At 70.1% G+C, this 26,411-nt stretch carries 24 protein-coding genes and 2 riboswitches; of the genes, 7 read left to right on the top strand and 17 right to left on the bottom strand.

The window, feature by feature from the left end; genetic code table 11:
- Window position 1: 1 nt before the first annotated feature.
- The 3 genes from gcvT to VD659_RS13190 form a co-directional block, all read right to left on the bottom strand.
- Window positions 2–1,204: a glycine cleavage system aminomethyltransferase GcvT gene (gcvT, locus tag VD659_RS13200; RefSeq protein WP_423261538.1), complete on the bottom strand. Its 1,203-nt coding sequence runs from the start codon at window positions 1,202–1,204 to the stop codon at window positions 2–4.
- Window positions 1,205–1,270: 66 nt separating this feature from the next.
- Window positions 1,271–1,383: riboswitch (glycine riboswitch) on the bottom strand.
- Window position 1,384: 1 nt separating this feature from the next.
- Window positions 1,385–1,484, bottom strand: a riboswitch (glycine riboswitch).
- A gap of 87 nt (window positions 1,485–1,571) precedes the next feature.
- On the bottom strand, window positions 1,572–2,666 hold the full coding sequence (locus VD659_RS13195; protein ID WP_423261716.1) for a fatty acid desaturase family protein: 1,095 nt from the start codon (window positions 2,664–2,666) through the stop codon (window positions 1,572–1,574).
- A 226-nt stretch (window positions 2,667–2,892) separates the two neighbouring features.
- Window positions 2,893–3,099 carry a cold-shock protein gene (locus VD659_RS13190; RefSeq protein ID WP_137836421.1) on the bottom strand — a complete coding sequence of 69 codons (207 nt, stop codon included), beginning with the start codon at window positions 3,097–3,099 and terminating at the stop codon, window positions 2,893–2,895.
- A gap of 331 nt (window positions 3,100–3,430) precedes the next feature.
- Here VD659_RS13190 and lgt point away from each other — a divergent pair, with 331 nt between their 5' ends.
- Window positions 3,431–4,384, top strand: a complete 954-nt coding sequence (gene lgt / locus VD659_RS13185; protein WP_423261536.1) for a prolipoprotein diacylglyceryl transferase — start codon at window positions 3,431–3,433, stop codon at window positions 4,382–4,384.
- Between the two features lie 93 nt (window positions 4,385–4,477).
- Here lgt and VD659_RS13180 read toward each other — a convergent pair whose 3' ends face one another.
- The 3 genes from VD659_RS13180 to ychF form a co-directional block, all read right to left on the bottom strand.
- Window positions 4,478–5,275, bottom strand: coding sequence for a hypothetical protein (locus VD659_RS13180; protein ID WP_423261534.1), 798 nt, complete (start codon window positions 5,273–5,275; stop codon window positions 4,478–4,480).
- Window positions 5,276–5,490: 215 nt separating this feature from the next.
- Window positions 5,491–5,811 (bottom strand): DUF4190 domain-containing protein, encoded by a 321-nt coding sequence (locus VD659_RS13175; protein ID WP_423261533.1) that lies wholly within the window; start codon window positions 5,809–5,811, stop codon window positions 5,491–5,493.
- Window positions 5,812–5,878: 67 nt separating this feature from the next.
- Window positions 5,879–6,952: a redox-regulated ATPase YchF gene (gene ychF, locus VD659_RS13170; RefSeq protein WP_423261531.1), complete on the bottom strand. Its 1,074-nt coding sequence runs from the start codon at window positions 6,950–6,952 to the stop codon at window positions 5,879–5,881.
- A 43-nt stretch (window positions 6,953–6,995) separates the two neighbouring features.
- Here ychF and VD659_RS13165 point away from each other — a divergent pair, with 43 nt between their 5' ends.
- Complete coding sequence (locus tag VD659_RS13165; protein ID WP_423261530.1) at window positions 6,996–7,964, top strand: DUF389 domain-containing protein; 969 nt, start codon at window positions 6,996–6,998, stop codon at window positions 7,962–7,964.
- A gap of 34 nt (window positions 7,965–7,998) precedes the next feature.
- Here VD659_RS13165 and VD659_RS13160 read toward each other — a convergent pair whose 3' ends face one another.
- Window positions 7,999–9,534: a CoA-acylating methylmalonate-semialdehyde dehydrogenase gene (locus VD659_RS13160; protein ID WP_423261529.1), complete on the bottom strand. Its 1,536-nt coding sequence runs from the start codon at window positions 9,532–9,534 to the stop codon at window positions 7,999–8,001.
- A gap of 111 nt (window positions 9,535–9,645) precedes the next feature.
- On the opposite strand from VD659_RS13160, the gene rmuC reads away from it, so the two are divergent.
- Window positions 9,646–11,385, top strand: coding sequence for a DNA recombination protein RmuC (gene rmuC, locus VD659_RS13155; RefSeq protein ID WP_423261527.1), 1,740 nt, complete (start codon window positions 9,646–9,648; stop codon window positions 11,383–11,385).
- A gap of 300 nt (window positions 11,386–11,685) precedes the next feature.
- Here the strand turns inward: rmuC and VD659_RS13150 are convergent, their stop codons facing one another.
- Both VD659_RS13150 and VD659_RS13145 read right to left on the bottom strand, forming a co-directional pair.
- A complete protein-coding gene (locus tag VD659_RS13150; protein ID WP_423261526.1) occupies window positions 11,686–13,800 on the bottom strand; it encodes a DEAD/DEAH box helicase in 2,115 nt (704 codons plus the stop codon).
- A 178-nt stretch (window positions 13,801–13,978) separates the two neighbouring features.
- On the bottom strand, window positions 13,979–14,317 hold the full coding sequence (locus VD659_RS13145) for a DUF6804 family protein (protein WP_137838071.1): 339 nt from the start codon (window positions 14,315–14,317) through the stop codon (window positions 13,979–13,981).
- 39 nt (window positions 14,318–14,356) lie between these two features.
- Here VD659_RS13145 and VD659_RS13140 point away from each other — a divergent pair, with 39 nt between their 5' ends.
- The 4 genes from VD659_RS13140 to VD659_RS13125 are packed head-to-tail and all read left to right on the top strand — an operon-like array spanning window position 14,357 to window position 18,057.
- A complete protein-coding gene (locus VD659_RS13140; protein ID WP_137838072.1) occupies window positions 14,357–14,755 on the top strand; it encodes a hypothetical protein in 399 nt (132 codons plus the stop codon).
- Complete coding sequence (locus tag VD659_RS13135) at window positions 14,752–15,696, top strand: pseudouridine-5'-phosphate glycosidase (protein WP_423261715.1); 945 nt, start codon at window positions 14,752–14,754, stop codon at window positions 15,694–15,696. Before VD659_RS13140 ends, VD659_RS13135 begins: the two co-directional genes overlap by 4 nt.
- Window positions 15,697–15,700: 4 nt before the next feature.
- A complete protein-coding gene (locus VD659_RS13130; protein ID WP_423261524.1) occupies window positions 15,701–16,705 on the top strand; it encodes a carbohydrate kinase family protein in 1,005 nt (334 codons plus the stop codon).
- The gene (locus VD659_RS13125; protein WP_423261522.1) at window positions 16,702–18,057 is read left to right on the top strand and encodes a M20/M25/M40 family metallo-hydrolase; all 1,356 of its coding nucleotides are present in this window, start codon (window positions 16,702–16,704) and stop codon (window positions 18,055–18,057) included. Before VD659_RS13130 ends, VD659_RS13125 begins: the two co-directional genes overlap by 4 nt.
- A gap of 43 nt (window positions 18,058–18,100) precedes the next feature.
- On the opposite strand, the gene VD659_RS13120 is transcribed toward VD659_RS13125, so the two are convergent.
- The 8 genes from VD659_RS13120 to VD659_RS13085 all read right to left on the bottom strand — a co-directional run bounded on the left by VD659_RS13120 (window position 18,101) and on the right by VD659_RS13085 (window position 26,401).
- Entirely contained in the window at window positions 18,101–18,679 is a 579-nt protein-coding gene (locus VD659_RS13120) for a GDSL-type esterase/lipase family protein (protein ID WP_137838075.1), read from the bottom strand.
- 33 nt (window positions 18,680–18,712) lie between these two features.
- Window positions 18,713–20,209: an SDR family oxidoreductase gene (locus VD659_RS13115; RefSeq protein WP_423261520.1), complete on the bottom strand. Its 1,497-nt coding sequence runs from the start codon at window positions 20,207–20,209 to the stop codon at window positions 18,713–18,715.
- A gap of 126 nt (window positions 20,210–20,335) precedes the next feature.
- Window positions 20,336–21,196 (bottom strand): aldehyde dehydrogenase family protein, encoded by an 861-nt coding sequence (locus VD659_RS13110; RefSeq protein ID WP_423261518.1) that lies wholly within the window; start codon window positions 21,194–21,196, stop codon window positions 20,336–20,338.
- Window positions 21,193–22,719 (bottom strand): aldehyde dehydrogenase family protein, encoded by a 1,527-nt coding sequence (locus VD659_RS13105; protein ID WP_423261517.1) that lies wholly within the window; start codon window positions 22,717–22,719, stop codon window positions 21,193–21,195. The genes VD659_RS13110 and VD659_RS13105 overlap by 4 nt, the downstream gene beginning before the upstream one ends.
- An 11-nt stretch (window positions 22,720–22,730) precedes the next feature.
- Window positions 22,731–23,738, bottom strand: coding sequence for a deoxyribose-phosphate aldolase (deoC, locus tag VD659_RS13100; protein ID WP_423261515.1), 1,008 nt, complete (start codon window positions 23,736–23,738; stop codon window positions 22,731–22,733).
- Window positions 23,739–23,793: 55 nt separating this feature from the next.
- Window positions 23,794–25,068, bottom strand: coding sequence for a CynX/NimT family MFS transporter (locus VD659_RS13095; RefSeq protein WP_423261514.1), 1,275 nt, complete (start codon window positions 25,066–25,068; stop codon window positions 23,794–23,796).
- A complete protein-coding gene (locus VD659_RS13090) occupies window positions 25,065–25,994 on the bottom strand; it encodes a bifunctional riboflavin kinase/FAD synthetase (protein ID WP_423261512.1) in 930 nt (309 codons plus the stop codon). Before VD659_RS13090 ends, VD659_RS13095 begins: the two co-directional genes overlap by 4 nt.
- Window positions 25,991–26,401, bottom strand: coding sequence for a hypothetical protein (locus VD659_RS13085; protein ID WP_423261510.1), 411 nt, complete (start codon window positions 26,399–26,401; stop codon window positions 25,991–25,993). Before VD659_RS13085 ends, VD659_RS13090 begins: the two co-directional genes overlap by 4 nt.
- Window positions 26,402–26,411: the final 10 nt, after the last annotated feature.

The raw sequence follows: 26,411 nt of genomic DNA, 5'->3' as shown, positions 1-26,411 counted from the left end.
GTCAGTCCTTCTTCCGGCGGTAGAACGGGAGGGGGGTGGTGCGGAAATCGAGGCGTTTGCCCCGGATGTCGACGCTCACGACGGTGCCGGGTTCTGCGTACCGTGGGTCGACGTAGGCCAGGGCGACCGGATGCCCGAGGGTCGGCGACAGGGCGCCGCTCGTGACGAGGCCGATCGGGGTGTCGGTGTCGGGGGCTCCGCCGCCATCCGCGGGCGCGTACACGGCGTAGTCGGCGCGCGCGGCGCGCTTGCCCTCGGCGACGAGCCCCACGAGAACAGGAGCGCCCTCGGGGGCTCCGGCCTCCAGGGCCGCCTTGCCCACGAAGTCGGGCTTCGAGAGCACGGGCACCCGGCCGAGCCCCGCCTGCGAGGGGAAGGTCTCGAGCGAGAGCTCGTGGCCGTACAGCGGCATGCCGGCCTCGAGGCGCAAGGTGTCGCGGCTCGCGAGTCCGGCGGGAACGAGGCCGGCGGCGGATCCGGCGGCGACGATCGCGTTCCAGAGCGCTTCGGCGGCATCCGGATGCAGGTAGAGCTCGAAGCCGTCCTCGCCGGTGTAGCCGGTGCGGGCCACGAGAATCCGTTCGCCCTCGAAGGTGCCCGGGAGGCAGCGGTAGTAGCCGAGCTCGGCGAGCCCGGGGACGTCGACCCCGGCGGCGGCCTCGAGGATGCCGAGCGAGGCCGGGCCCTGCACCGCGATCAGCGCCACCCCGTCGCTCTCGTCGGCCAGCACGGCGTCGAAGCCGTCCGCTCGCTCCGCGAGGGCGGCGGCGACGGGCGCCCGGTTGGAGGCGTTGGCCACCACGAAGAACTCCGCGTCGCCGACGCGGTACACCACGAGATCGTCGATGATACCGCCCGTGGGCGCCAGCAGCAGGCTGTACTTGGCCTGCCCGAGCTCGATCGCCGAGAGACGCCCGGCGAGCGCGAAGTCGAGGAAGGCGCCCGCCTGCGGGCCGCTCACGCGGAACTCCGCCATGTGCGAGAGGTCGAACAGGCCCGCCGACGAGCGCACCGCGTGGTGCTCGGCGAGGTCGCTCGAGTAGCGCACCGGCATCTGCCAGCCGGCGAAGTCGGTGAAGGTGGCACCGGCGGCCACGTGCACGGCGTGCAGAGGCGAGTAGCGGGGCGCGGAGGCGTCGGCCTGGGCGGGCTCGCCCGGCGTGCCGTGCTGCAGGAGGTGCGGTGAATCCACTGGCGTCGTCATGAGTTCTCCGGTGTCGTCGCAGAGTCGCCCCTGCGCGGGTCGGGAGCGCTGTGCGCTCGTGAGAACTCCCCCTCTGTCATCGTGCCTGAGAGATTCACGTCGCGCCCGGCATCCCGGTCGTTCGACGCTTTCACCGTGGGCGAGCCGCTGTCAATGCCGCGGACTGCTTTCCAGAGTGGCCAGTTCGACGCGGTACGGGGACCTGAGAGATTATCGGAGAGGATTGCTCCTTCGGTGCCACCGGGCTGGACTGCCCGGACGGCTCTCCCGCGTCGGCCTGATGGCCGGCGGTATTCAGTTGTGGTGAAGTGCTCGAGGCGCCTCGCGAACGAGCATAGCGCCGATCGTCAGGAGCGATCGCCCTCGATCAGGCGCGTCGCACGCGGTACTGGTTGACCAGGGGGCAGTCGAAGGGGTCGGGAGCGGCGAGACCCACCTTGTTCATGTAGGTGATGACCTGCTTGTGCGCCTCGAGCAGCGAGGTCTGCGTGTACGGGATCTTGTGCGTGGCGCAGTACTCCTCGACGATCGGGCGCACCTTCACCAGGTGCGGCCGGGGCATCGACGGGAAGAGGTGGTGCTCGGTCTGCAGGTCGAGGCCGCCCATGAAGATGGTCATGCCCCAGCCGCCCTTGATGTTGCGGGAGGAGAGCACCTGCTTCGAGAGGAAGTCGACGCGCGAGCCGGCCGGGAAGATCGTCATGCCCACGTGGTTGGGGGCGAAGGATGCTCCCATGTAGAGGCCGAACACGGCCAGCTGCACGCCGAGGAAGGCGAACGCCATGCCGATGGGAAGGAAGTAGAAGACGACCGCGATGTAGGCGACGAGGCGCACACCGATGAACCAGAGCTCGAGCTTGCGGCCCTGCACCGGTCCGCGGGCGAACAGCGTCTTGAACGACAGGTAGTGCAGGTTGATGCCCTCGAGCAGCAGCAGCGGGTAGAGCGCCCAGCCCTGGCGGCGCACCAGCCAGGCGGCGATTCCGCGCGTCTTGGCAGCATCCTCTTCGAGGAACACCACGGTGTCGGGGTCGATGTCGGGGTCTTTGCCCACGGTGTTCGGGTTGCCGTGGTGGCGGGTGTGCTTCGTCATCCACCAGGTGTAGCTCATGCCCACGAAGGCGGTGGCGAGGGTGCGGCCGGCGCGGTCGTTGGCCTTGCCCGACTCGAACACCTGACGGTGCGAGGCCTCGTGAGCCAAGAAGGCGAACTGGGTGAAGATGATGCCGAGTGCGCCCGCGATCAGCAGCTGGTACCAGGTGTCACCCAGCAGCACGAAGCCGACTCCGGCGCCCAGCAGGGCGAGAACGAGCACCGAGAACATCACGATGTAGAAGGTGCGGCGCTTTCGCAGCAATCCCATGTCCTTCACCGTGGCCAGCAGCTCGGAATAGGCGGCCGTCGGATGCGCGGCCCCTGTCTTCCGGGGGGATGTGGCGCGCGGGGTGGGGCTGTTGGTGATGCTCACTGGGCCTTCTCACTGGAGTCGTGTTCGACTTCACAGCCGCGGTGCGAGCGAATTGCCCTCGTTCAGATGTTCTCAACTTAGGGGGTGAACCTGCGGATTGACCCGGGACACGGTGAACACCGAGCGTCAATCCTGCCCCGGTCCTGCCCCGGTCGGGGTGACCGCGGGCACGAAAAAACCCGCGCCGCCGAAGCGGACGCGGGTTCTTCGAAGGGGAGAACTACGCGATGGGCGTGATGTTCTCGGCCTGCAGGCCCTTGCGGCCCTGGGTGACGTCGAACTCGACGCGCTGGTTCTCTTCGAGGTTCTTGTAGCCGTTGCCGGTGATGCCGGAGTGGTGGGCGAACACGTCTTCTCCACCGTCATCGGGGGAGATGAAGCCGAAGCCCTTTTCGGAGTTGAACCATTTCACGGTGCCTTGAGGCATTGTTTTCTCTTTTCGAGGTAAGCGGTTCCGCCTGTCGGAACCTACCGTCGCGGTGTACTTTGTTCCGCTCCTCAGAAAAACAAGCCCTGCCCCGAAACCGAGGCGAAGACCCTATTCAAGATTCATGGGTAACACAACAACTGGGACCAGCTTACCCGCGCCCTGAGCTTTTGGCTACGGTCTGCGCATCGAGTCGGCCTGCAGTTCGCCGCCGGAGCATCTAGAATTCTCGTGCCGCTGTCTGCGCACGTCCCCGCTGCCGCCTGAAAGGTCGACGATCATCGCCCCGCTAAGCATCCCGAGTCCCGACCAGGCCTTCGCCTCGTTCCCCGTGTTCGGGCTGACGATCCACACCTACGCACTCTGCATCCTCGCGGGCATCATCGCGGCGATGTTCATCGTGAACCACCGCCTCACCAAGCGCGGCGGCGAATCCGGCATCGTGATCGACATCGTGCTCTGGGCGGTGCCGCTCGGCATCATCGGCGCTCGCGTCTACCACGTGCTCACCCACGTGGGCGACTACTTCTATCCCGGCGCCGACCTCTGGAAGGTCGTGCAGATCTGGGACGGCGGCAACGCGCTGTACGGCTCGCTCATCGGCGGAGCGCTCGGCGCCTACATCGGCTGCCGCATCACGGGCATCCGCCTCTGGTCGTTCGCCGACGCGCTCGCCCCGGCGATGCTCGTGGCGCAGGCGCTGGGCCGCCTCGGCAACTGGTTCAACCAGGAGCTCTACGGCCTCCCCACGACGCTTCCGTGGGGACTGCAGATCGATCCGAAGGTGAGCCCCGCGTTCCCCGCGGGCCTTCCTGCCGACACGCTGTTCCACCCGCTCTTCCTCTACGAGATCATCTGGAACCTCGTGGGCGTCGCTCTGCTGCTCCTCCTCGAGCGCCGCTTCCGCCTGCGCTGGGGCAAGCTGTTCGCTCTCTACCTCATCTGGTACGGCCTCGGCCGCAGCTGGCTCGAGGCCATCCGCATCGACCCCACGAGCGACGGCTTCCTCGGCATCCCCGCCAACATCTGGGCCTCGTTCGTCGCGATCCTGCTCGGCATCGTGCTCTTCGTCGTGCAGAGCCGTCGCCACCCCGGCCTCGAGACCTCGGTCTACCGTGAGGGCCGCGGTCCGCGGATCGAGGCGCCGAAGAAGGGCGCCGGCGACCCGAGCGACACCGACGCGGACGCCGATGCGAGCGACAGCGACACCTGGACGGATGCGGAACTCACCTCGGTGGGCTCCGGCGAGTCCTCGACCTCTTCCTCGGAGAAGAAGGCCGACTGAGCAGCCACGGGATCTCACTGCAGAACTAGCGAGGAGCGACACCCTGTTCGGTGTCGCTCCTCGCTATTTCTGCAAGTTCTACCAGCGCGCGTCTCAGTCCGCCAGAGCGACGGCACCCGTCACCTGCGCCTGCATCGCCGCGGGCAGCTCGCGCAGTCGGCGGCGGTCACGGATGCACACGAAGCCCACGCAGACCACCCAGACGAGCCACGGGAAGGTCGCGAGCATCGCCGTGGCCGCTCCCCCGGCGGCGAAGAAGGAGTCGGGGCTCGTGCCGCCGAACATCGTCGGAACCGAGAGCAGATTGAGGCCGGCCGTCGCGTAGGCGACCCAGCCGGTCCAGCGCGGGAGCGCATCCGAGGCCAGGATGACGTAGCCCGAGGCGGCGGCGATCATCGCGTTGAGCGTGCACCCGATCGACCCGAACAGCAGCGTGTGACCCACGGTGAGCGCGCGCAACGACGAGGGGTCGGGGGTGAGGCCCATGGTGTCGAGCGCCGTGCCGCCCTCCATGCCGTCACCCACGAGCGTCACGCCCACGAACAGCAGACCGGCGCCGAAGGCGAGGTCGGCGATCCACTGCAGGTCGGGGCGGGTGTGCGTCACGATCTGCCGGAAGCCGCCGAGGAAGACGATCAGCGCGGCCATCAGGAAGGTGTCGATGAGGATCGTGACGAGGGTCTCGTTCGCGGTGCGCGCCATGAACGCGGCGAGGGCGTCGGAGTCGTCGAGCGCCGGCCGCGCGCCCACCAGAAACACCTGCACCAGGAACTCGGCGAGCGTCAGCCCGGCGACCGTCACGGCGGCGATGCCCGTCCAGAGCCGCACGTCGGGGTTCAGCCGCCCGTTCCGCACCACCGTGATCATGTGCTTGTGTCGGTGCTCCTGCATCGGTTCCCCTCCTGTCGTGCCGCGCATCCGCGCGCCGCGCTGCTCGCGCTCGACCCTAGCAAGCGGGTTCTCCACGCCCGGCGACGACGCGAGGACTTCCCACAGATGCAGCAATACCGCCCTCTGTTCCCGCCTCGGCATCATCTACTGGGTCGGGCAGCCATGAAAGAGGGCCGCCGTGGCGTGCGGGCCGTGCGGAACTCCCCTGGCGACGGTCATCCGGTCGGATGGCTCGTGAGGAGCGTGATGAAGAGCGCCAGCCAGGTGATGAAGAAGGCCGCTTGCACCGTCGTTCCGAGAGCGCCCACGATGACCGCCCAGCGCGCGAGACCGCGCCCGCCTTCAGTGTTCGAGGTGAAGCTCAGCTGCCGCGTGGCGATGATGCCGAGCACGAGCCCCACGATCGGCACGACGAAGGCGCCGATGAACCCGACCAGCGCGAGCAGATTCGTCTTCGGCGCCACCCCGACGGGCACTCCCGTGGGAACCCCGGGCGCCGCCGCAACAGGCGGGGAAGGAAGTGATGGTTCGGTCATGCGAGACCCCCTGATTCAGAAGACGACCACGTCTGGGATGCTGTCGCGAGCCGCGTGACCTCGGCGATCAGTTGTTGAAGCGGAACTCGACGACGTCGCCGTCCTGCATGACGTAGTCCTTGCCCTCGATGCGGGCCTTGCCCTTCGCGCGGGCCTCGGCGATCGAGCCGGTGGCGACGAGGTCGTCGAAGGAGATGATCTCGGCCTTGATGAAGCCCTTCTGGAAGTCGGTGTGGATGACGCCCGCCGCCTGCGGAGCCGTCCAGCCCTTGCCGATGGTCCAGGCGCGCGTCTCCTTCGGGCCCGCCGTGAGGTAGGTCTGCAGGCCCAGCGTGTCGAAGCCGATGCGGGCGAGCTGGTCGAGGCCGCTCTCGTCCTGCCCGGTCGACGCGAGCAACTCCGCGGCGTCCTCCGGTTCGAGGTCGATGAGCTCCGACTCGAGCTTCGCGTCGAGGAAGATCGCCTGAGCGGGCGCCACCAGGGCGGCCAGCGCAGCCTTGCGGGCGGCGTCGTTCAGGATGGCCTCGTCGACGTTGAACACGTAGATGAAGGGCTTGGCCGTGAGCAGGCCGAGCTCCTTGATCGGCTCGAGGTCGATCGTCGAGGTCGAGAGCGGCTTGCCGGTGTCGAGGTATTCGCGCGCGGCGACCGCTGTCGAGAGCACGATCGGCTCGAGCTTCTTGCCGCGCACCTCCTTCTCGTAGCGCGCTTCGGCCTTCTCGAGGGTCTGCAGGTCGGCGAGCACGAGCTCGGTGTTGATGGTCTCCATGTCGCTGGCCGCGTCGACCTTGCCGTCGACGTGCACGACATCCGGGTCTTCGAATCCGCGGATGACCTGCGCGATCGCATCCGCCTCCCGGATGTTGGCGAGGAACTTGTTGCCGAGCCCCTCGCCCTCGCTCGCGCCCTTCACGATGCCCGCGATGTCGACGAACGACACCGGCGCCGGCAGGATGCGCTCGCTGCCGAAGATCTCAGCCAGCGCACTCAGGCGCGCGTCGGGCAGGTTCACCACGCCCACGTTCGGCTCGATGGTGGCGAACGGATAGTTCGCCGCCAGGACCTGGTTCTTGGTGAGGGCGTTGAACAGGGTGGACTTGCCCACGTTGGGGAGTCCGACGATCGCGATAGTTAAAGCCACGGTCGACCATCCTAGCTTCGCCTCCTGCGCCTACATTGTGCTCATGAAGCAATTGCGCGTGATCTCCCCCGCGAGCCTGACCGAGGAGCTCGTGCGCTTCCTCTCCGACGACCCGGACGTCGCCCACGTCATGGTGCTGCCGGGCGCCGCCGCGAAGCCGCCCGGCGACGTCGTCGTGGCCGACGTCGCGCGCGAGTCGGCGAGCGCCGTGATCGAGCGCATCCGGGCGGCCGGCGTCTGCGACGGCGGGGCGATCGTGATCGACGACATCGGCGCCGTCATCAGCGACAACGCCGAGCGCGCCGACCGCTCCGCCGCCGGGCAGCCGGGCGACGCCGTGGTCTGGGAGGACATCGAGCAGCGCACGGGCGAGGAGACCCGGCTGAGCGCGAGCTACCTCATCTTCATGACCATCGCGATCGTCATCGCGGGCATCGGCGTGCTCAACGACCAGCCGATCCTCGTGATCGGCGCCATGGTCGTGGGGCCGGACTTCGGGCCGCTCGCCGCGCTCTGCGTGGCCCTCGTGCGCCGCCGGCCGCGCATGGCGGGCTCGGCGCTGCTCGCCATCGCCGTGGGCTTCGCCGTCGGCATGGCCGGCACCGTGCTGGCCACCTGGGGGCTCGCGGCGATCGGGCTCGCGGATGCCGGGATGCTCACGGCCCCGCGCCCGCAGACCGACTTCATCTGGGCCCCGGACGCCCTGTCCTGGGTGATCGGCGTTCTCGCCGGAGTCGCCGGGATGCTCTCGCTCACGACCGCGAAGTCCGGTGCGCTCGTGGGCGTGCTGATCTCGGTGACCACCATCCCGGCGGCGGGCAACGCGGCCGTCGCCTTGGCGCTCGGGGTGCCGGGCGAGGTGGGCGGATCACTGCTGCAGCTCGCCATCAACCTCGCGGCGATCGTGGCGGCGGGCACCGTGACGCTCGGAGTGCAACGCGTGCTGTACCGCCGGCGAAGCCGCCGCACCGACGTGATCGCCGATCGCGATCTGCGCCGGGTGGCCGGCTAGACGGAGAGGTCTCCATCCGCCGGCCACACCGGGCTCAGTTCTGGGGGAAGCCCAGGTTGATTCCGCCGTGCGAGGGGTCGAGCCAGCGCGAGGTGATGGCCTTCTCCTGGGTGAAGAAGCGGAAGCCCGCGAGGCCGTAGGCCTTCGAGTCGCCGAAGATCGAGTCCTTCACACCACCGAAGGAGTGGTAGGCCACCGGCACCGGGATCGGCACGTTGATGCCGATCATGCCCACCTCGACCTCGTTCTGGAAGCGGCGTGCCGCTCCCCCGTCGTTCGTGAAGATCGCCGTGCCGTTGCCGTAGGCGCCGTTGTTGATGAGGTCGACGCCCTCCTCGTAGGAATGCACGCGCACCACCGAGAGCACCGGCCCGAAGATCTCGTCGAGGTAGACCTTCGACGTGGTCGGCACGTTGTCGATGAGGGTCGGGCCGAGCCAGAACCCGTCGGCGGCCCCGTCGACCTCGACCCCGCGGCCGTCGACGACGACGGTGGCGCCGTCCTCCGTCGCCACGTCGATGTAGGAGGCCACCTTGTCGCGGTGCACCTCGGTGACCAGCGGACCCATGTCGCAGGAGCGCCGGCCGTCGCCGATCTTCAGCCCGCTCATCCGCTGCCGGATCTTCGCCACCAGCTCGTCGGCGATCGTGTCGACCGCCACCAGCACCGAGATCGCCATGCACCGCTCCCCCGCAGAACCGAACCCCGCGTTGATCGCGGCGTCGGCGGCCAGGTCGAGGTCGGCATCCGGAAGCACCAGCATGTGGTTCTTCGCCCCTCCGAGAGCCTGCACGCGCTTGCCGTTGCGCGCCGCGGTCTCGTAGATGTAGTGCGCGATGGGGGTGGAGCCGACGAAGGAGATCGACTTCACGTCCTTGTGCTCGAGCAGGCCGTCGACGGCCTCCTTGTCGCCGTGCAGCACATTGAACACGCCGTCGGGCAGCCCGGCCTCGCTGAACAGGGCGGCCAGCCAGTTCGCCGCGCTCGGGTCTTTCTCACTCGGCTTCAGCACCACGGTGTTGCCCGCGGCGATCGCGATGGGGAAGAACCACATCGGCACCATCGCCGGGAAGTTGAAGGGGCTGATGATGCCCACCACGCCGAGCGGCTGCTTCGTGGAGTACACGTCGACGCCCGTGGAGACGTTCTCGGAGTACTCGCCCTTCAGCAGGTGCGGGAACCCGGTGGCGAGCTCCACGACCTCGAGCCCGCGGGTGATCTCGCCCGCGGCATCCGACAGCACCTTGCCGTGCTCGCTCGTGAGGATCTCGGCCAGCTCGCCCTTGCGCGCGTTCAGCAGCTCGCGGAACGCGAAGACGACCTGCTGGCGGCGGGTGATCGAGGTGTCGCGCCAGGCCGGGAACGCGGCCTTGGCGGCGGCGACGGCCGCGTCGATCTCGGCCCCGTTCGCCAGGGCGACGTTCTTCGTGCGGATGCCGAGGGCCGGGTCGTAGACCGGAGCCGTGCGCCCGCTCGTGGAGACGAGCTCGGCGCCCCCCACCCAGTGGTTCACGACCGGCAGCTCCTGGGCTGCGGATTCGACGTCGACGACGGAGAGTGCTTCAGACATGGTTGGGGATTCCTCTACTGCGAGCGGCTCATCGATGAGCTTTTCAGCCAGCCTAGAGGGTCTGCGCCGTGGCGTGAATGCGCTGTCGGAGGTCGGTGACACACTGTCAGCATGGATGCACTCCTCCCCCTCGTCATCGGACTCCTGATCGGCCTCGCCCTCGGCGCGGTCGGCGGCTGGCTGATCGTCCGCGGTCTCCGGGCGGATGCGCCGGGTGGCGCGGATGCCGCGCTCCAGACCGCCCTCGCCGAGCGCTCCGCCGACCTCACCGAGGTGCGGGGGCGTGTCGAGCAGCTCGTCGAGGAGCGCTCGACCCTGCAGGCTCGGCTCGCCGCGCTCGACGCCACGGCGACGGCCCTGCGCGAGCAGGCCGAGGCCACCGCGCTGGCGCACCGGGAACAGACGACGCTCGCCCGCGAGCAGTTCGACGCGCAGCTCGGCTTCGCGAAGGAGCAGTCGCGGGAGCGGCTGCTCCAGCAGGAGACGCAGTACGCCGCCCAGATCGCGGCGCAGGAGGAGCGGCTCGCCGAGTTCCAGGAGCGCCTGCGGGCTCTCAAGGAGGCCGAGGCGGCACGCATCGAAGAAGACGGCAAGGTGCTCGTGGCGCTCAGCCCCGTGCGCGAGAGCCTGAAGGCCGTGCAGGAGAAGGTCGTCGAGCTCGAGACGCAGCGCCAGCAGCAGTACGGCGAGCTCAGCCAGCAGCTGAAGTCGGCCACCGAGTCGGAGGAGCGGCTGCGGTCCACCGCAGAATCGCTCGCCTCCGCGCTGCGCTCCAACAGCACCCGCGGCGTGTGGGGCGAGACGCAGCTGCGGAGCGTCGTGGAGGCCGCCGGCCTCATCGAGCGGGTCGACTTCGACGTGCAGACGAGCATCCTGAGCGACTCCGGTGCCGGCCGGCCCGACATGGTGGTGCACCTCCCGGGCGGCAAGAACATCGCGGTCGACGCGAAAGTGCCCTTCGACGCCTACCTCGAGGCCTCGGCCATCCCGGCCTCCGCCACCGGCATCGAGGGCGAGCACCGCACACAGCTCATGAAGAAGCACGTGAAGGCACTGCGCGACCACATCACGGCGCTCGGCACCAAGGGCTACTGGAACGGGCTGGAGGCCTCGCCGGAGCTCGTGATCGCGTTCATCCCGAGCGAGTCGCTCGTGTCGAGCGCGCTCGAGGCTGACCCCTCGATCATGGAGTTCGCCTTCGGCAAGAAGGTGGCGCTCGCCTCACCCGTGACGCTGTGGTCGGTGCTCAAGACGGTGGCGTTCAGCTGGCAGCAGGACGTCCTCACCCAGGAAGCCCGGCAGCTGTTCGACCTCAGCCAGCAGCTCTACGCACGCCTCGGCAAGACGGCGCAGCACATCGACAAGCTCGGCCGCACGATCGATCGCACGGTGAAGGACTACAACGCCTTCATCGGCTCCTTCGAACGCCAGGTGTTCCCCACGGCCCGCAAGCTCGGCGCTCTGAGCAGCGAGAACCTGTTCCCGGAGCTCGTGGCCATCGAGGAGTCACCCCGCGAGATCACGGGCCGTGAACTGCTCGCCGCGCTCGAGGAGCCGGCCCAGCCCGAGCAGGGGGCGAAGCTCGCGCTCGTGGTGCCGGTCGCGGGGGCCGCATCCGGTGTGCCCGCTGCCGAGCAGACCGAAAGCACCGAGCTCCCCGGCGACGAGGAGCCGGAGACCGACGAGACCGACGAGGAGCGAGCGGCCGCCGTCGAGCGCGCGGTCGCCGAACTCGACGCTTTGCGCGACGCCGGAGCCCTCCGCGACGCCGCCTACCTCGCCCACGAACACGACCGCGTCATCACCGTCGAACTCGACCTCGACGACAAGTCGGGCACCACCGACCGCTGACGCCCCAACCCACCCGCAAGCCGCGCCACAAGCGAGCGGTCTTCTCGCCCTCCGCCGCCCTTGAGCTCCGCTCAACCAAACGCAGAAGCCACCCATCCACTCCACCCACGAACGTCGCGACGAGGGGGCGGGGTTCTCGCCTTCCGCCGCCTTTGAGCTCCGCTCAACCAAAGGCGGAAGGCACCCATCCACTCCACCCACGAACGTCGCGAATCGGAGGGGGATTTCGACTTCCGCCGCCTTTGAGCTCCGCTCAACYGAAGGCGGAAGGCGAAATCCCCGCCCCCTTCGCCCCACCCTCTAGTCAGACAGCGCCGACCGCAACAACGACACCAACGCATCCAGCTGCACGGAGTCCGACGACCCCACCTCGACGTCCGACCCGTCGAGCGCCCGCGCCGCGAGGCCCTGCTTCGAGTCGATCAGCTCGGCGATGCGAGTATCGATGGTCTGGGCCGCGATGATGCGCCAGGCCGTGACCGGCTCCTCCTGACCGATGCGGTGCACGCGGTCGATCGCCTGGGTCTGTTCGGCGGCGGTCCAGGAGAGCTCGGCGAGAACGACGTTCGAGGCCGCCTGCAGGTTGAGGCCGACGCCGGCCGCGGTGAGCGAGCAGACCGCCACCGAGACATCCGGGTCGTTGTTGAAGGCGTCGATCTCGCGCTGGCGCAGGCTGGCCGACTGGTCGCCGCGGATCGAGACCGTCTTGAGCTCGCGGCGGGCGAAGAGGTCTTCGGCCGCATCCATCACGTCGATGTGCTTGGCGAAGAACACCACCTTGCCCACCGAGCGGGCGAGCTGCGCCGCGTAGTCGGCGGCGAGCCCGGCCTTCGCGGTGCCGATCTGGCGCACCATGGTGAACACGTTGAGGCCCTGTTCTGTGGCCTTGGTGTCTTCGAGCTCCTGACGGGCCACCAGACGCATGAGGTCGTCATCCGGCAGCTCGTCGACCTCGCCGCCGCGCTGGGCGGCGCGGGCGGCGATGAGCCGGCGGTAGCGGGTCACCAGGCGGGCGGCGAGCTCGCGCTCGGCCTCGCGGATGGTGCGGCCCAGGTCGTCGTCGAGCTCCACCGGCAGGTCGACGATGCGTTTCGACGGGAGGTCGGCGGCCACGTCGATCTTGCGGCGGCGCACGATGCCCATGTCGATGACGGCCTCGCGGGCCTCGGCGAAGAAGCCGGCGTCGGCGGGCGTGAGCCCCACCTCTTCGAGCCGCTCCATCAGCACCGGCGTGGGCTTGTCGCCGTCGATCCAGCCGAGGAACTGCCAGATGGCGCGGAAGTCGTCGACGTCGTTGATCAGCGGCGTTCCGGTGAGCGCCATCATCAGCGGGTTGCCGCCGGGGGCGGTGTGGCGGATGCGGTCGGCCAGCGCCAGCACGTTGCGCGAGCGCAGCGAGGACATGTTCTTGATGAAGTGCGCCTCGTCGACCACCATGCCGCGGAAGCCCATGGTGCCGAGCCAGGAGAGGTGCCGGTCGAGCACCTCGTAGTTGACCACCACGACGTCGGCGAAGGCGTCGAGCGTCTCGCCGTCGCCGTGCACGACGGTGGCGCGGCGGTGCGGGGTCCAGATCTCGACCTCGCGGGCCCAGTTCATCTTCACGACGTTCGGCACCACGGCCAGCAGCGGGTAGGCATCCGCGACGGATGCGGCCAGCAGCGACTGCGCCGTCTTGCCGAGGCCGGGCTCGTCGGCCAGCAGGAAGGTGCGGTGCCCGGCCTGCACGCTCTGCAGAAAGCGCGACTGGTGCACCATGAGCTCGCGCCCGGGTGGCGAGAGCCGGTCGATGGTGGGGGCCTCGGGAAGGTCCATGCTGGCGGCCGTGCCACCGGCGCCGTACTCGAAGGCGCGGTACAGGGGGCCGAGCATCTCCCAGTTGCTCAGCCGGCCGACGCCGTGGGGCTTCGCCGGGGTGAGGTCGGGCGCCATGAAGGGGTTCGCGAGCTGGCGCGACTTCACCGAGGTGGGCACGACCTGGCGCTCGGCGAGCTCGGGAGGCACGACCGTGGCCGTCGGGAGCGGCGCATCCGGCTCGTCGTCGGGCACGTCGTAGCCGGCGTCCTCGAGGTACTCGCGGCGCAGCTTCTTCGCGGCGGGCGAGAGGGCGGCGTCGTTCTCGAGCAGCGCGATCAGCGAGGTGTCGCGCGCGGCGGTGCGGGCGAGGATCGACGCGATGCCGTCGAGGCGCTTCAGCTGCTCGGCGCGCTCGGAGTCGCTGAGCGTGGCATCCGACTTGATGCCGGCGCGCTCCTCGCGCATGAGGAGGGCCACCACGAGGAACTTGGTGCGGTTCGCGGGGGCGACCTTGCCGCGCTGGGCGGCGGCTTCGACCTCGCGCACCTTGCGCGCGAGGATCGGGATCAGACCGGTGTTGTCTGCTGTGCGTGTTCGGCGACCGCCGGACCTTGACATCGTTCTCCTGTGGAGTATGGGCGAGGCCTCGTCTTCGCTGGAGACCGCCGCCGCCAGTCGACCGACGGCACCGGATCGGTGCCGCTTCACGACTGCGAACAGTTCGAACGGGAGCCTGGGCCGAGCAACGCGATGAGATCGCGGGCGGCACGAAGAGCGGGTTTCCCCGTTGCACCACTCAGTCTACGCGATTCACCTTGATCAGCAGGCCACTCGCCACGAAGACGACGGCGCCGGCGAGATGGGCGATCTGCCAGCCGAACTCGGGCAGGTCGATCGGCAGCACCGGATTCCAGATCACGGCGATCGCGACGAGCGGCGGGATCCACCACCACTGCTTCGCCTGCCAGGCGAACACCACCATGATCAGGGCGAGGATGCTCACCACATAGCGCGCGATGGTGAACCAGTCGGAGTTGCCGATCACCGCCACGAAGGCGAGCAGGGCGATGGCTCCGAGGAGTCCCGGCGCGAGGGCCGGACGGGTGAAGGCGGGGGCGGTCTGGCGCGGGCTCATGTCTCGCCAATTCTAAGCGCCGCGAGATATGTTGAGTCCATGACATTCGCCGCGCCTGCTTCGCCCCCCTTGTTCGCCGGCCCGGAGGGGCTCTGGACGGCCGATCCCGAGGAGCTGGCGGCCCGCCTGCTCGTCGCCGTGTTCGCCGGCCAGGGCGCCGTTCCCCTGCCCCAGAAAGACGTCTCCGAGGTCTACTCCACCCTCGCGGCGCTCGGCGGCTACTCGCTGCCGGATGTGCGCTCCGGGAACACGCAGCCGCTCGGCCTGACCGTGCAGCTGGCCCAGGAGTCGATCCTGATCTGGGAGCGCGCCACCGTCGCCACGCGTCTCTCGGCCGGCACCGGCCCCGTCTCGCACACCATCACGATGCTGCGCTTCGGCCCGGGCATCCTCAGCTCCGCCGACCCGGTGGCCGCTCTCAAAGCGCGACTCCACTGAGCGGGGCAGCGGGCCGCCACGCCCCGTACACCCTCTCGTCCGAGGTCGCCGAGGCGCTCGACGAGGGCCGCCCCGTCGTGGCCCTCGAGTCCACGATCATCTCGCACGGGCTTCCACGCCCCCGCAACCACGAGGCGGCGGTCGAGTTCGAGGAGATCCTCCGCTCCGCCGGTGTGACGCCGGCCACCATCGCCGTGCTCGACGGCGTGCCGCGCATCGGGCTCGACGCCGAGGGCGTGCGCCGCATCGCCGATGAGGACATGGCGAAGGCCAGTGTGCGCGACCTCCCGATCCTCGCCGCGAAGAAGACCAGCGGCGCCACAACGGTGGCCGCCACGGCCTACCTCGCCGGCAAGGCGGGGGTGCGCGTCTTCGCCACCGGCGGTCTCGGGGGTGTGCACCGCGGCGCCTCCGAGTCCTTCGACGAATCGGCCGACCTCTCCGCGCTCGCCATCTCCCCCGTCACGGTGGTGTCGGCGGGCGTGAAGTCCGTGCTCGACATCCCGGCGACGCTCGAGCGGCTCGAGACTCTGAGCGTGCCCGTGGTCGGCTTCGGCACGACGAACTTCCCGAGCTTCTGGCTGCGCGAATCGGGCTACACCATCGACTGGATGGTCGACGACGCCCGCGAGGTCGCGCTCGTGATGCGCGGGCAGGACGAACTGGGTCACGGCCAGGGCATCGTCGTGGCGAACCCCATCCCGGCCGATCAGCAGTGGGACCCGGCCGAGCACGACCGCGTTCTCGCCACCGCGTTCGCGGCGGCCGAGGAGGCCGGCGTGACGGGCAAGGCCGTCACGCCCTTCCTGCTCGGCTACATCGTCGACGCCTCCGGCGGCAGGAGCCTCGAGGTGAACCTCGACATCGCGCGCAACAACGTGCGGGTGGCGGCCGAGATCGCCATCGCCTGGAGCGCACTGAACGCCGACACGGAGGACTGACACCGTGCCGGAGGCCGCGGCGGTTCCGGATGCGGTGCCGCACGTCGTGGTGTTCGGCGACGTGATCGACGACATCATCGTGACGCCGGTGGGCGACATCCGCCCCGACACCGACACGACGGCCCGCATCGAGCGGCGTCCCGGCGGTTCGGCGGCGAACGCGGCGGCCTGGTTCGCCCACCTTGGCTGCCGCACCGACTTCTTCGGCCGGGTCGGCGCGAGCGACGTCGAGCAGCATTCGGCCCTCCTGCGCGCCGACGGGGTCGTGCCGCACCTGCGCGGCGAGGCCGCGCTCCCCACCGGCACGATCGTCGTGGTGCTGCAGCCCGACCGCACGCGCACCATGCTCACCGAGCGGGGCGCCAACGCGCTCGTCTCCGCCCGCGACGTCGACCGCTCGTTGCTCGGGCCGGGAAGACACCTGCACTTCACCGGCTATTCCCTGTTCAGCGACACCGGCGAAGCGGCCGTCGCCGACTTCCAGAGCCTGATCCAGGATGCGCGCGCGGCGGGTTCCACGGTCTCGGTGAACCCCGGATCGGCCGGCTTCCTCGCCGACCACGGCACCGGGAGCCTGGTGCGGGCCACGCAGGGCGCGACCGCGATCCTGCCGAACCTCGACGAGGGGCGCCTGCTCACCGGCCGGGAGGATCCACGGGAGGTGGTGGCTGCGCTCCTCGAGCGCTACGAGCTCGTCACGCTCACGATGGGACGCGCCGGGGTGCTCGCCGCGATGCGCGGCGTCGGGCCGGTGACCGTGCCGGCGATCCCGGTCGTGCCGATCGACACCACGGGGGCCGGCGACGCCTTCAGCGCGGGCTTCCTCACGGCGATGCTGCGCACGGGAGGCCATGACGAGGAACGCCTGATCGCCGCCGCGAGCGAGGGCGTGCGGTGCGCAGCCCTCGTCGTCGAGAGCCTCGGCGCCCGCCCACCGCGGCTCACATCCGCTGCCACGACGTCCGCCCTGCCGTCCACGATTTCCGAACCGCTGGGAGATCCCGCGTGACATCCTCCACCGAGCACGACGAGCGGAACGAGCAGGCGCTGGAACGCCTGCGCGAGCTGATCCGCATCCCCACCATGTCGAACGACGAGGCCGATCGCGTCGACTGGGAGGCCTTCGAGCGCTACTCCGCCGCCCTCGAGCGTCTCTACCCCCTGCTGCACGGCACACTCGAGCGAGAGTTCGTGGCCGGTCACTCGCTGCTGTTCCGCTGGCCCGGGCGAGAGCCGGGAGCGGCCTCCGTTCTGATGGCCCACTACGACGTGGTGGCGGCGACGCCCGAGGGCTGGGAGCATCCGCCCTTCGACGCGGTGCTGACGGGCACCGGCTCCGAGCGCGTGCTCTGGGGCCGCGGAACGCTCGACAACAAGGGCTCCGGCACGAGCATCCTCGAGGCGGTGGAGCGCAGCCTCGCAGCCGGACTCACCCCGCTGCACGACGTCTACCTGCTCTTCGGCCACGACGAGGAGACCGCGGGCACCGGCGCGGTGGCGGCCTCCGCCCTTCTCGTGGGTCGCGGGGTCGCGATCGGCTTCGTGCTCGACGAGGGCGGGGCGGTGGTGGAGAGGATCTTCCCCACCGTCGACGCGCCGGTGGCCGTCGTGGGCGTGAGCGAGAAGGGCACGACGAGCTTCAGCCTGACGGTCGAACAGGAGGGCGGTCACGCCTCGACGCCCCCGAAGGTGACGGCCACCACCCGCCTCGCGCAGGCCGTGGTGCGGCTGTCGAAGCGCCCCTTCCGGGCGAGCCTGAACGAGGTCGGCGCCACGATGGTGAAGACCGTGGGGGCGCACGGCCGCAACCCGCTCAAGTTCGTGTTCACGCATCCGCGGGCCTTCCGGCCGCTGCTCGTCGGGCTGTTCGCCCGCCTCGGGCCGGAGACGGCCGCGATCGTGCGCACCACCACCGCCGTGACGCAGCTCTCCGGCAGCCTCGCGGCGAACGCCCTGGCCGAGCGCGCCCGCGCGGTGGTCAACGTGCGCATCGCCGTGGGCTCGACCGTCGAGAGCACCCGCCGCCATCTCGTACGGGCAATCGACGACCCGCTCGTGCGCGTCGAGGTGCTGCAGCCCAACGACCCCTCCCCCGTGTCGGAGATGTCCGGGCCGCGCTGGGACTCCCTCTCGGCGGCGATCACCGAGGCCTACCCGACCGCCATCGTGACGCCCTACGTGCAGAACGGCGCCACCGACTCCCGGCAGTTCGCGAAGCTCAGCCGCACCGTCTACCGCTTCAGCCCCTTCGAGATGTCGGCCGAGGAACGCGGCACGCTGCACGCCAAGAACGAACGGATGCACGTGCAGACCTGGTTCACCGGCATCCGCTTCTACGAGGGCCTGCTCCGCCGCCTCTGAGGCCGCGGTCACTCGGGAAGGACGGGTGGCCGGGCCTCGCCCGCTACTCGATCCTGCCGAGCTCCGGGAGCCGGATCGGCCGGCTCGATGGCGGGAGATCGTTCACACGCTCCAGGGCGGGCACGAGCTCGGAGAGCCAGGCCTCGTAGCCGGCGTCGTTGAGGTGCAGCCGGTCGGTGGTGAAGGCAGGGTTGAGCTCGCCGTCGTCGAGGGCCATCACCGGCCAGAGGTCGAGGTAGTGCGCCCGCACGGTGGCGGCGAACTGCCAGACGTGCCGGTTGATCTCCTTCACGAACTCCGCGTACTCGCTGCCCCGGGGCAGGACGGACTGCACCAGGATGCGGGCATCCGGCAGCGCCTGGCGGATGTTCACCAGGATGGTCTCGATGTTGCGCACCACCTGCTCGACCGCGCGCCGGTTGGCGATGTCGTTGGTGCCGATCAGCAGCACCACCGTGTCGGGGTCTTCGGCCGCCACCTGGTCGAGGCGCTCGATCAGCCCCTCGGTCGTGTCGCCGCCGACGCCGAGGTTCACGGCCTCGACCTCGGGGAACCACTCCTGCCAACGGCCGCCTTCGGTCAGGCTGTCGCCGACGAACACCGTCTTGGATTTACCGGACATCTGTCCCTCCTCGCTCGTTCGTTGCCCTCCAGCTTAAGCGCTGCGGGCCGAACCGGCCGTGGCGGCGGCTGCCGTGGCGGTGATGCGGTTCGCCATGCCGTTGAAGATGACCCCGTGGAAGGGCAGGATCGCGAACCAGTACAACCGGCCGCCGAGCCCGCGGGGAAAGAACACGGCCCGCTGCTGGTACACCGATCCGCCACCCTGGGCGGGCCGTGCCCGCATCTCGAGCCACGCCCGCCCGGGCACCCGCATCTCCGCCCGCAGCCGCAGGAACTCGCCCCGGTCGATCTGCTCCACGCGCCAGAAGTCGAGCGCGTCGCCGGTGTTGAGCCGGGTGGCGCTGCGCCGGCCGCGGCGCAGGCCGACGCCGCCCACGAGCTTGTCCATCCAGCCGCGTACGGCCCAGGCGAGCGGGAACGAGTACCAGCCGTTCTGGCCGCCGATGCCTTCGATCACCCGCCAGAGATCGGCGGGGGCCGCCGGCGTGGCGCGCTCCTTGACGTCGAGGAAGACGGTGTGCCCGGCCCACTCGGGGTCGCTCGGCAGAGGGTCGCTCACGGCGCCCTCCACGAAGGCGTCCTGCCAGCTCGTCTCCACCTCGCCGGCCTTCTCCTTCTCGAGCGCGAGCCGCACCGCGCGACGGTACCGCGTCAGCCCGCCCTCGGGGTCGGGGATGAAAGTGCGGATGTCGTGCTCGTGCGTCACGCAGTCGAACTGCAGCGAGGCGATGATCGGCATCGCGAGCGCCCGCGGAATGGGGGTCACGAGGTTCACCCACTGCGACGCCAGCCACGGCGTGAGCACCGGGAGCGCGGCGATCGGCCGCTGCTTGAGACCGGCCTCGAGGGCGTAGCCGTTCATCATCTGGCCGTAGCGCAGAACGTCGGGACCGCCGATGTCGAAGGTGCGGTTCACCTCCGGCGGCAGCTCGGCGCACTTCACGAGGTAGTACAGCACGTCGCGCACCGCGATGGGCTGGATGTGGTTCCGCACCCACTTCGGCGCGGGCATGTAGGGCAGCACCTCGGTGAGGTGCCGGATCATCTCGAACGAGGTCGACCCCGATCCGATCACGACCCCCGCCTGCAGCGCCGCCGTGGGCACCCCGGAGCCGAGCAGGATGCGACCCACCTCGACGCGTGAGCGCAGGTGCGGGGAGAGCTCGCCGTGCACCGGATGCAGGCCGCCGAGGTACACCACGCGCGAGACCCCGGCCGCTGCGACCGCCGCCGCCACGTTCTGGGCGGACTCCTCCTCGGCCTGCTCGAAGTCCTTCTTGCCGCCCATGGAGTGCACGAGGTAGTAGAAGACGTCGACGCCCTCGCAGGCGGCCTCGAGCGTCGAGGGGTCTCCGAGGTCGCCCTTCGCCACCTCCACGTCGCCGGCCCACGGCACGTCGCGCAGCTTCTCGGGCGAGCGCACCAGCACCCGCACCGCGTAGCCCGCGGCAAGCAGCCGAGGCACGAGCCTCCCGCCGATGTACCCGGTCGCCCCCGTCACGAGAACCCTGCGCTCAGAAGATGCCATCTCCTCACGCTATCCCTGGTCACCGAAAGCCGCTGGGCCCTCCCAGCCAACCCAGGGTGAGCGCGCGGCCGCGACAGCGACCGCACGGGAGCATGTCCCCCGCCCCGCCGGGGCGGCGGCACGGTATCAGAGCAGGGCCTTGGTGTGCCAGACCGTCTTCGTCTCGGTGAAGGCCTGGATGCGCGCCAGGGCGGGGGCGGCCGCATCCGGGCCCTCCTCGGGCGGCAGCACGCGCTTGAGCGTGTCGGCGGCCGCGATCTCGAGATCGATCCACTCCAGCCCCGAAGCCCCCACCAGGTCGAGCGCGTTCACGTCGGCGTGGCTCGCGAGCCACGGCGCGATCTCGGCCGGCGCCCCGGTGAGCACATTGACCACGCCCTTGGGCAGGTCGCTGGTGGCGAGCACCTCGGCCAGGGTGATCGCCGAGAGCGGATGCCGTTCGCTGGCCACGACGACCACCGCGTTCCCCGGCACGAGGGCCGGCGCCACCGCGCTCACGAGCCCGAGCAGCGAGGAGTCCTGCGGCGCCACGATCGCCACCACCCCGGTCGGCTCCGGCACCGAGAGGTTGAAGTACGGCCCGGCCACGGGGTTGGCGTTGCCCGCCACCTGGGCGAACTTGTCGGCCCATCCGGCGTACCAGACCCAGCGGTCGATCGCCTCGTCCACCTGGGCGCGGGCGGCGGAGACGCTCACGCCCTCCTGGCGCACGATCTCGTCCTCGAACTGGGCGCGCCGGCCCTCGAGCACCTCGGCCACCCGGTAGAGCACCTGCCCGCGGTTGTACGCCGTGGCGCCCGCCCAGCCCCCGACGGCCGCGCGGGCCGCGACCACCGCATCCCGCGCATCCTTGCGCGAGGCCTGGGCCGCGTTCGCGAGGAACGCGCCCTGAGGTGTCGTCACTTCGTACACCCGCCCCGACTCGCTGCGCGGAAACGCGCCCCCGATGAAGAGCTTGTAGGTCTTGGGAACCGCGATGTGCGTCATGCTTCTGACTCCTTCGTCGTCGACCGAGCAGGCACAGCCCGCTCGGCGCTGGCGTCGCGGCGAGAGCGCACTGCGCTCTCGCTTCCAGCTCCAGCGCGCAGGTAGGCGGCCAGTCCGTGCCGGCCGCCCTCGCGGCCGTAGCCCGACTCCTTGTAGCCGCCGAAGGGCGACGCCGGGTCGAAGCGGTTGAAGGTGTTGGCCCAGATCACGCCGGCGCGCAGCTTGTCGGCCACGGCGAGGATGCGCGAGCCCTTGTCGCTCCAGATGCCCGCCGAGAGGCCGTAGGGCGTGTTGTTCGCCTTCGCCACGGCCTCGGCCGGCGTGCGGAAGCTCAGCACCGAGAGCACCGGCCCGAAGATCTCCTCCCGCGCGATGCGGTGCGAGGTCGAGACGTTCGTGAAGATCGTGGGCGCGAACCAGAAGCCCTGCTCGGGCAGCGAGCATTCCGGGCTCCACCGCTCGGCGCCCTCGGCCTCGCCGATGTCGGAGAGCTCCCGGATGCGCGCCAGCTGCTCCGCGCTGTTGATCGCTCCGACGTCGGTGTTCTTGTCGAGCGGGTCGCCCACGCGCAGGGTCTCCAAGCGTACCTTGAGCCGTGCGACCACGTCGTCGTGGATGCTCTCCTGCACGAGCAGCCGCGATCCCGCGCAGCAGACGTGGCCCTGGTTGAAGAAGATGCCGTTCACGATGCCCTCGATCGCCTGGTCGATCGGGGCGTCGTCGAACACGATGTTCGCGGCCTTGCCACCGAGTTCCAGGGTGACCTTCTTGCCCGAGCCGGCGGTCGAGCGGGCGATCTCCCGCCCCACGGCGGTCGACCCGGTGAACGCCACCTTGTTCACGTCGGGGTGGTTCACGAGCGCCCGTCCGGTCTCCCCCGCGCCCGTGACGATGTTCACCACGCCCGCCGGCAGATCGGCCTGCTGCACGATCTCGGCGAAGAGCAGCGCGGTCAGGGGCGTGGTCTCGGCCGGCTTCAGCACCACGGTGTTGCCGGCCGCGAGAGCCGGCGCGATCTTCCAGGCCAGCATCAGGAGCGGGAAGTTCCACGGAATGACCTGGGCGGCCACGCCGAGCGCCCGCGGGTTCGCGCCGAGGCCCGCGTGGTCGAGCTTGTCGGCCCAGCCGGCGTAGTAGAAGAACCAGGCCGCGACGAGCGGGATGTCGACGTCCCGGCTCTCCTTGATCGGCTTGCCGTTGTCGAGCGACTCGGCCACCGCGAGCTCCCGCGCGCGCTCCTGCACGAGCCGCGCGATCCGGAAGAGGTACTTGCCCCGGTCGCGACCGGACAGGCGCGACCAGGTCTTGTCGTAGGCCTTGCGGGCCGCCGCGACCGCGCGGTCGACGTCGCCGGCATCCGCGTGCGCGATGCGGGCGATGGGCTTCTCGGTGGCCGGCGAGATGGTGGTGAAGCTCTCACCTCCGGCCGGCGAGAACTCACCGCCGATGAAGAGACCGTACTCGGGCTGCAGGTTCAGCAGCGCGGTCGATTCCGGCGCGGGGGCGTAGTCGAGGAAGGTCATGGTTCTCGTTCCTAGTCGATCGTCACGTAGTCGGCGCCGGAGTAGTGCCCGGAGTGCAGCTTCTGCCGCTGCAGCAGCACGTCGTTGAGCAGGCTCGACGCCCCGAAGCGGAACAGCTCGGGCCGCAGCCACTCCTCCCCGACGGTCTCCGCCACCGTCACGAGGTACTTGATGGCGTCTTTCGACGAACGGATGCCCCCGGCCGGTTTCACCCCGATCCGCTCGCCCGTGAGGCGGTGCCAGTCCCGCACCACCTCGAGCATCGACAGGGTCACCGGCAGGGTCGCGGCCGGCGCCACCTTGCCCGTCGAGGTCTTGATGAAGTCGCCGCCCGCGAGGATCGCCAGCCACGACGCGCGCCGCACGTTGTCGTAGGTGCTGAGCTCACCGGTCTCGAGGATCACCTTGAGGTGCGCCGAGCTGCCGTCGGGCCGCCGGCAGGCCTCCTTCACCGCGACGATCTCGTCGAACACCTGCCCGTAGCGGCCGGAGAGGAAGGCGCCGCGGTCGATCACCATGTCGATCTCGTCGGCCCCGGCCGCCACGGCGTCGGCCGTGTCGGCGAGCTTGACGCGCAGCGAGGCGCGCCCCGAGGGGAACGCGGTCGCCACGGCGGCCACCTGGATGCCATCCCCGCTCCCCGTCGTGTGAGCGGCGCCGAGCGCCTCCACCGCGAACGGCACCATGTCGCCGTAGACGCACACGGCGGCCACCTGCGGCGTGGTGGGGTCGGCCGGGTCGGGCAGCACCGCTTTCGCCACGAGCGACCGCACCTTGCCGGGCGTGTCGGCGCCCTCGAGGGTGGTGAGGTCGATCAGGCCGATGATGCGGTCGAGCGCCCAGGCCTTCGAGGTGGTCTTGATCGAGCGGGTGCCGAGGGCCGCGGCCCGCTGCTCGAGCCCGACGCCGTCGACGCCGGGGATCCCTTCGAGGTAAAGCTTGAGGGTGGACTCGGTGGGCTCGTCGCCGAGCACCTCGATCGCGCGATGCGCTGGACTGACAACTCTGTCGATGGTCACGTGTGCAGGCTTCCTGGTCGTGTCTACGCCGAGCCTCTTCGCATCAGCGCGTCGCTCAATTGTGCCACTCGTCTTCGAGCATCCGCCCCCTCGAGACGACGATTCCGCACGGGATGACGGCGAGCCCCGTCGCCGCGAGGAACACCAGCGGTGTCATCCAGGAGCCCGTCGCCTGGTGCAGCACGCCGACGAACAACGGGCCGAGCGCCCCGAGGCCGTAGCCGAAGCTCTGCACGAAGGAGCTCAGCGCCACCGATCCGGCATGGCTGCGGGTGCGCAGATTGATCAGCACGAGCGAGAGCGGGAAGAGCAGCGGACCGAGCCCGACCAGGGCCACCCAGAGCCACGGGGCTGCACCAGGAACGAGCAGGAGCCCGAGATAGCCCAGCAGGTAGCAGGCCACGCCGACGCCGATCACGGGGCCCACGCTGCGCATCCGCACCGCCAGGATCGGAACGAGCAACGAGGCCGGCAGCCCCATCACGGAGAAGAGCGAGAGCAGAGCGCCCGCCTCGGCCGGCGACACCGTGGTGGTGTCGAGCAGGATCTCGGGAAGCCAGGCGAACATCGCGTAGGCGTTCAGGGCCGTGAGCCCGAACACGAGCATCAGCGACCAGGCGAGCGGGGAGCGGGCGATGCGCCCGACGTGCTCGACGTGCTCGACGTGCTCGATCGTGTCGGCCATGGGGGAATCCGCACCCGCTTCGTGCACCGGGCCGGCCGCGGCGCGAGTCCGGGCCCCGCGCATCCGGGTCCACAGCGTCACCATCGGGATCAGCGCGAGCACCGCGAACAGCGACCACACGCCCACCGAGACGCGCCAGCCCGCCGAATCGGCCAGCTGCACGGCGACGAGCGGGGGGATGGTGGCGCCGATGGCCATGATCGTGGCGTAGAGCGACGTCACCAGCCCGATGCGGTCGGGGAAGTACTTCTTCACGAGCGGCGGCAGCAGCACGTTGGCCACCCCCATGCCGGCGAAGGCGAAGGCGCTGCCGAGGACGAGCGCGAGGTAGGAGCCCGAGGAGGCGCGCACCAGGTGTCCGGCCAGGATGACCGCGAGGGCGACGACCACCACCGGCTCGAGCCCGAAGCGCCGGTGCAGCGCGGGCGCGAACAGCCCCACCACGGCGAAGCTCACCGGCGGCAGGGTGCCGAGCAGCCCGATGCCGATGCTGCCGAGCGAGACGTCGACGGCGATCTGGTCGAAGATGGGCGAGAGCGCGCCCACCGCCGTGCGCAGGTTGAGCGCCACCAGCACGATGCCGACGAGCGCGAGGGTGCGCCCGTGCCAGAGCGCGCGGGGGGCGCGGCTCGCTTCGGCCGTCACCCGAGCAGCGTCCGGGCCACCGCGACGTCGTCGTTCATCTGCGCGATCAGCGGCTCGATGCCGGTGAACCGCACCTGGCCCCGGATGCGCGCCACGAACGACACGTCGACGACATGATCGTAGAGATCGAGTTCGCGGTCGAGCACATAAGCCTCCACCTGCTTGGGCGGAACCCCGGCGAAGGTCGGGTTGCTGCCCACCGAGATCGCGGCCGGGTAGCGCTCCTCGCCGTCGATCAGCCAACCCGCGTACACGCCGTCGGCCGGGATGAGCCCCTCCGACTCGGGCGAGAGGTTCGCGGTGGGGAAGCCGAGCTCGCGACCGCGGGCGGCGCCGTGCACCACCATGCCGCGCACCGAGGGGGTGCGGCCGAGCAGTTCGCCGGCGCGCTGCACCTCGCCCTGGGCGAGCAGTTCGCGGATCCAGGTCGATGACACCTTGCGGGCGTCGCCGGGCTTCACCTCGGCGATGAGGTCGACGTCGAAGCCGAACTCGGCGCCGAGGGTGCGCAGGGTCTCGAAGGTGCCCTGGCCCTTCGCGCCGAAGCGGAAGTCCTCGCCCACCATCACCACGCTCGCCCCGCAGATCTCGTGCAGGATGCGCTGGGCGAATTCGCGCGGCGGCATCGCCGCGAGAGCCGCGTCGAAGGGCAGGAAGAGGGTCACGTCGACGCCGGTCTCGGCCAGCAGCTCGAGCTTCTGCTGGTTGCCGACGAGAGCATCCGGCCGCGCCAGCGGGTCGAGCTGGGCGAGCGGGTGCCGGTCGAAGGTGATGACCACGGAGGTGAGGCCGCGTTCGCGCGCCACCCGGGTGAGCTCGTCGAGCACCGCACGGTGACCGGCGTGCACGCCGTCGAACTTTCCGATCGTGACGGCCGAGGGGCCGAGGCCCGCGGGAACGCCGTCGAGGCCGAAGTAGGTCTTCACTTCGTGCGCCGCAGCCAGAGCAGGCCGAGCACCGGCAGCACGAGCGGGATGAACAGGTAGCCCATGCCGTACCACGACCACACCGAGGCCTTCGCGAACAGCTCCGGCAGGAAGAGGCTCAGGGTGCCTACCGTGACGACCCCGACGAGCTCGAAGCTGATGGTGATGAGCGCCACCCGGTGCCAGAGCGGGCCGGGCGCGATCAGCGCGACCGTGGCGACGATGTAGACCACGGCGGCGACGGCGGAGAGCGTGTAGGCGAGGGGCGCCTGGTCGAACTTCGCGATGATCTCGTACACCGAGCGGCCGGTGGCGGCGAGGGCGAGGATGCCGTACACGGCGATGAGGGCCCGTCCGATTCCCCGGGAACGGGTCTTGGACGGAGGTGCGAGTGTGTCGTCAGCCATGGCAGATACG

Source organism: Herbiconiux sp. 11R-BC, from assembly GCF_049472555.1.
Lineage (GTDB): Bacteria > Actinomycetota > Actinomycetes > Actinomycetales > Microbacteriaceae > Herbiconiux.
The sequence above is the reverse complement of the archived record's forward strand: the minus strand, read 5'-3'. Positions and strand labels throughout refer to the sequence as shown.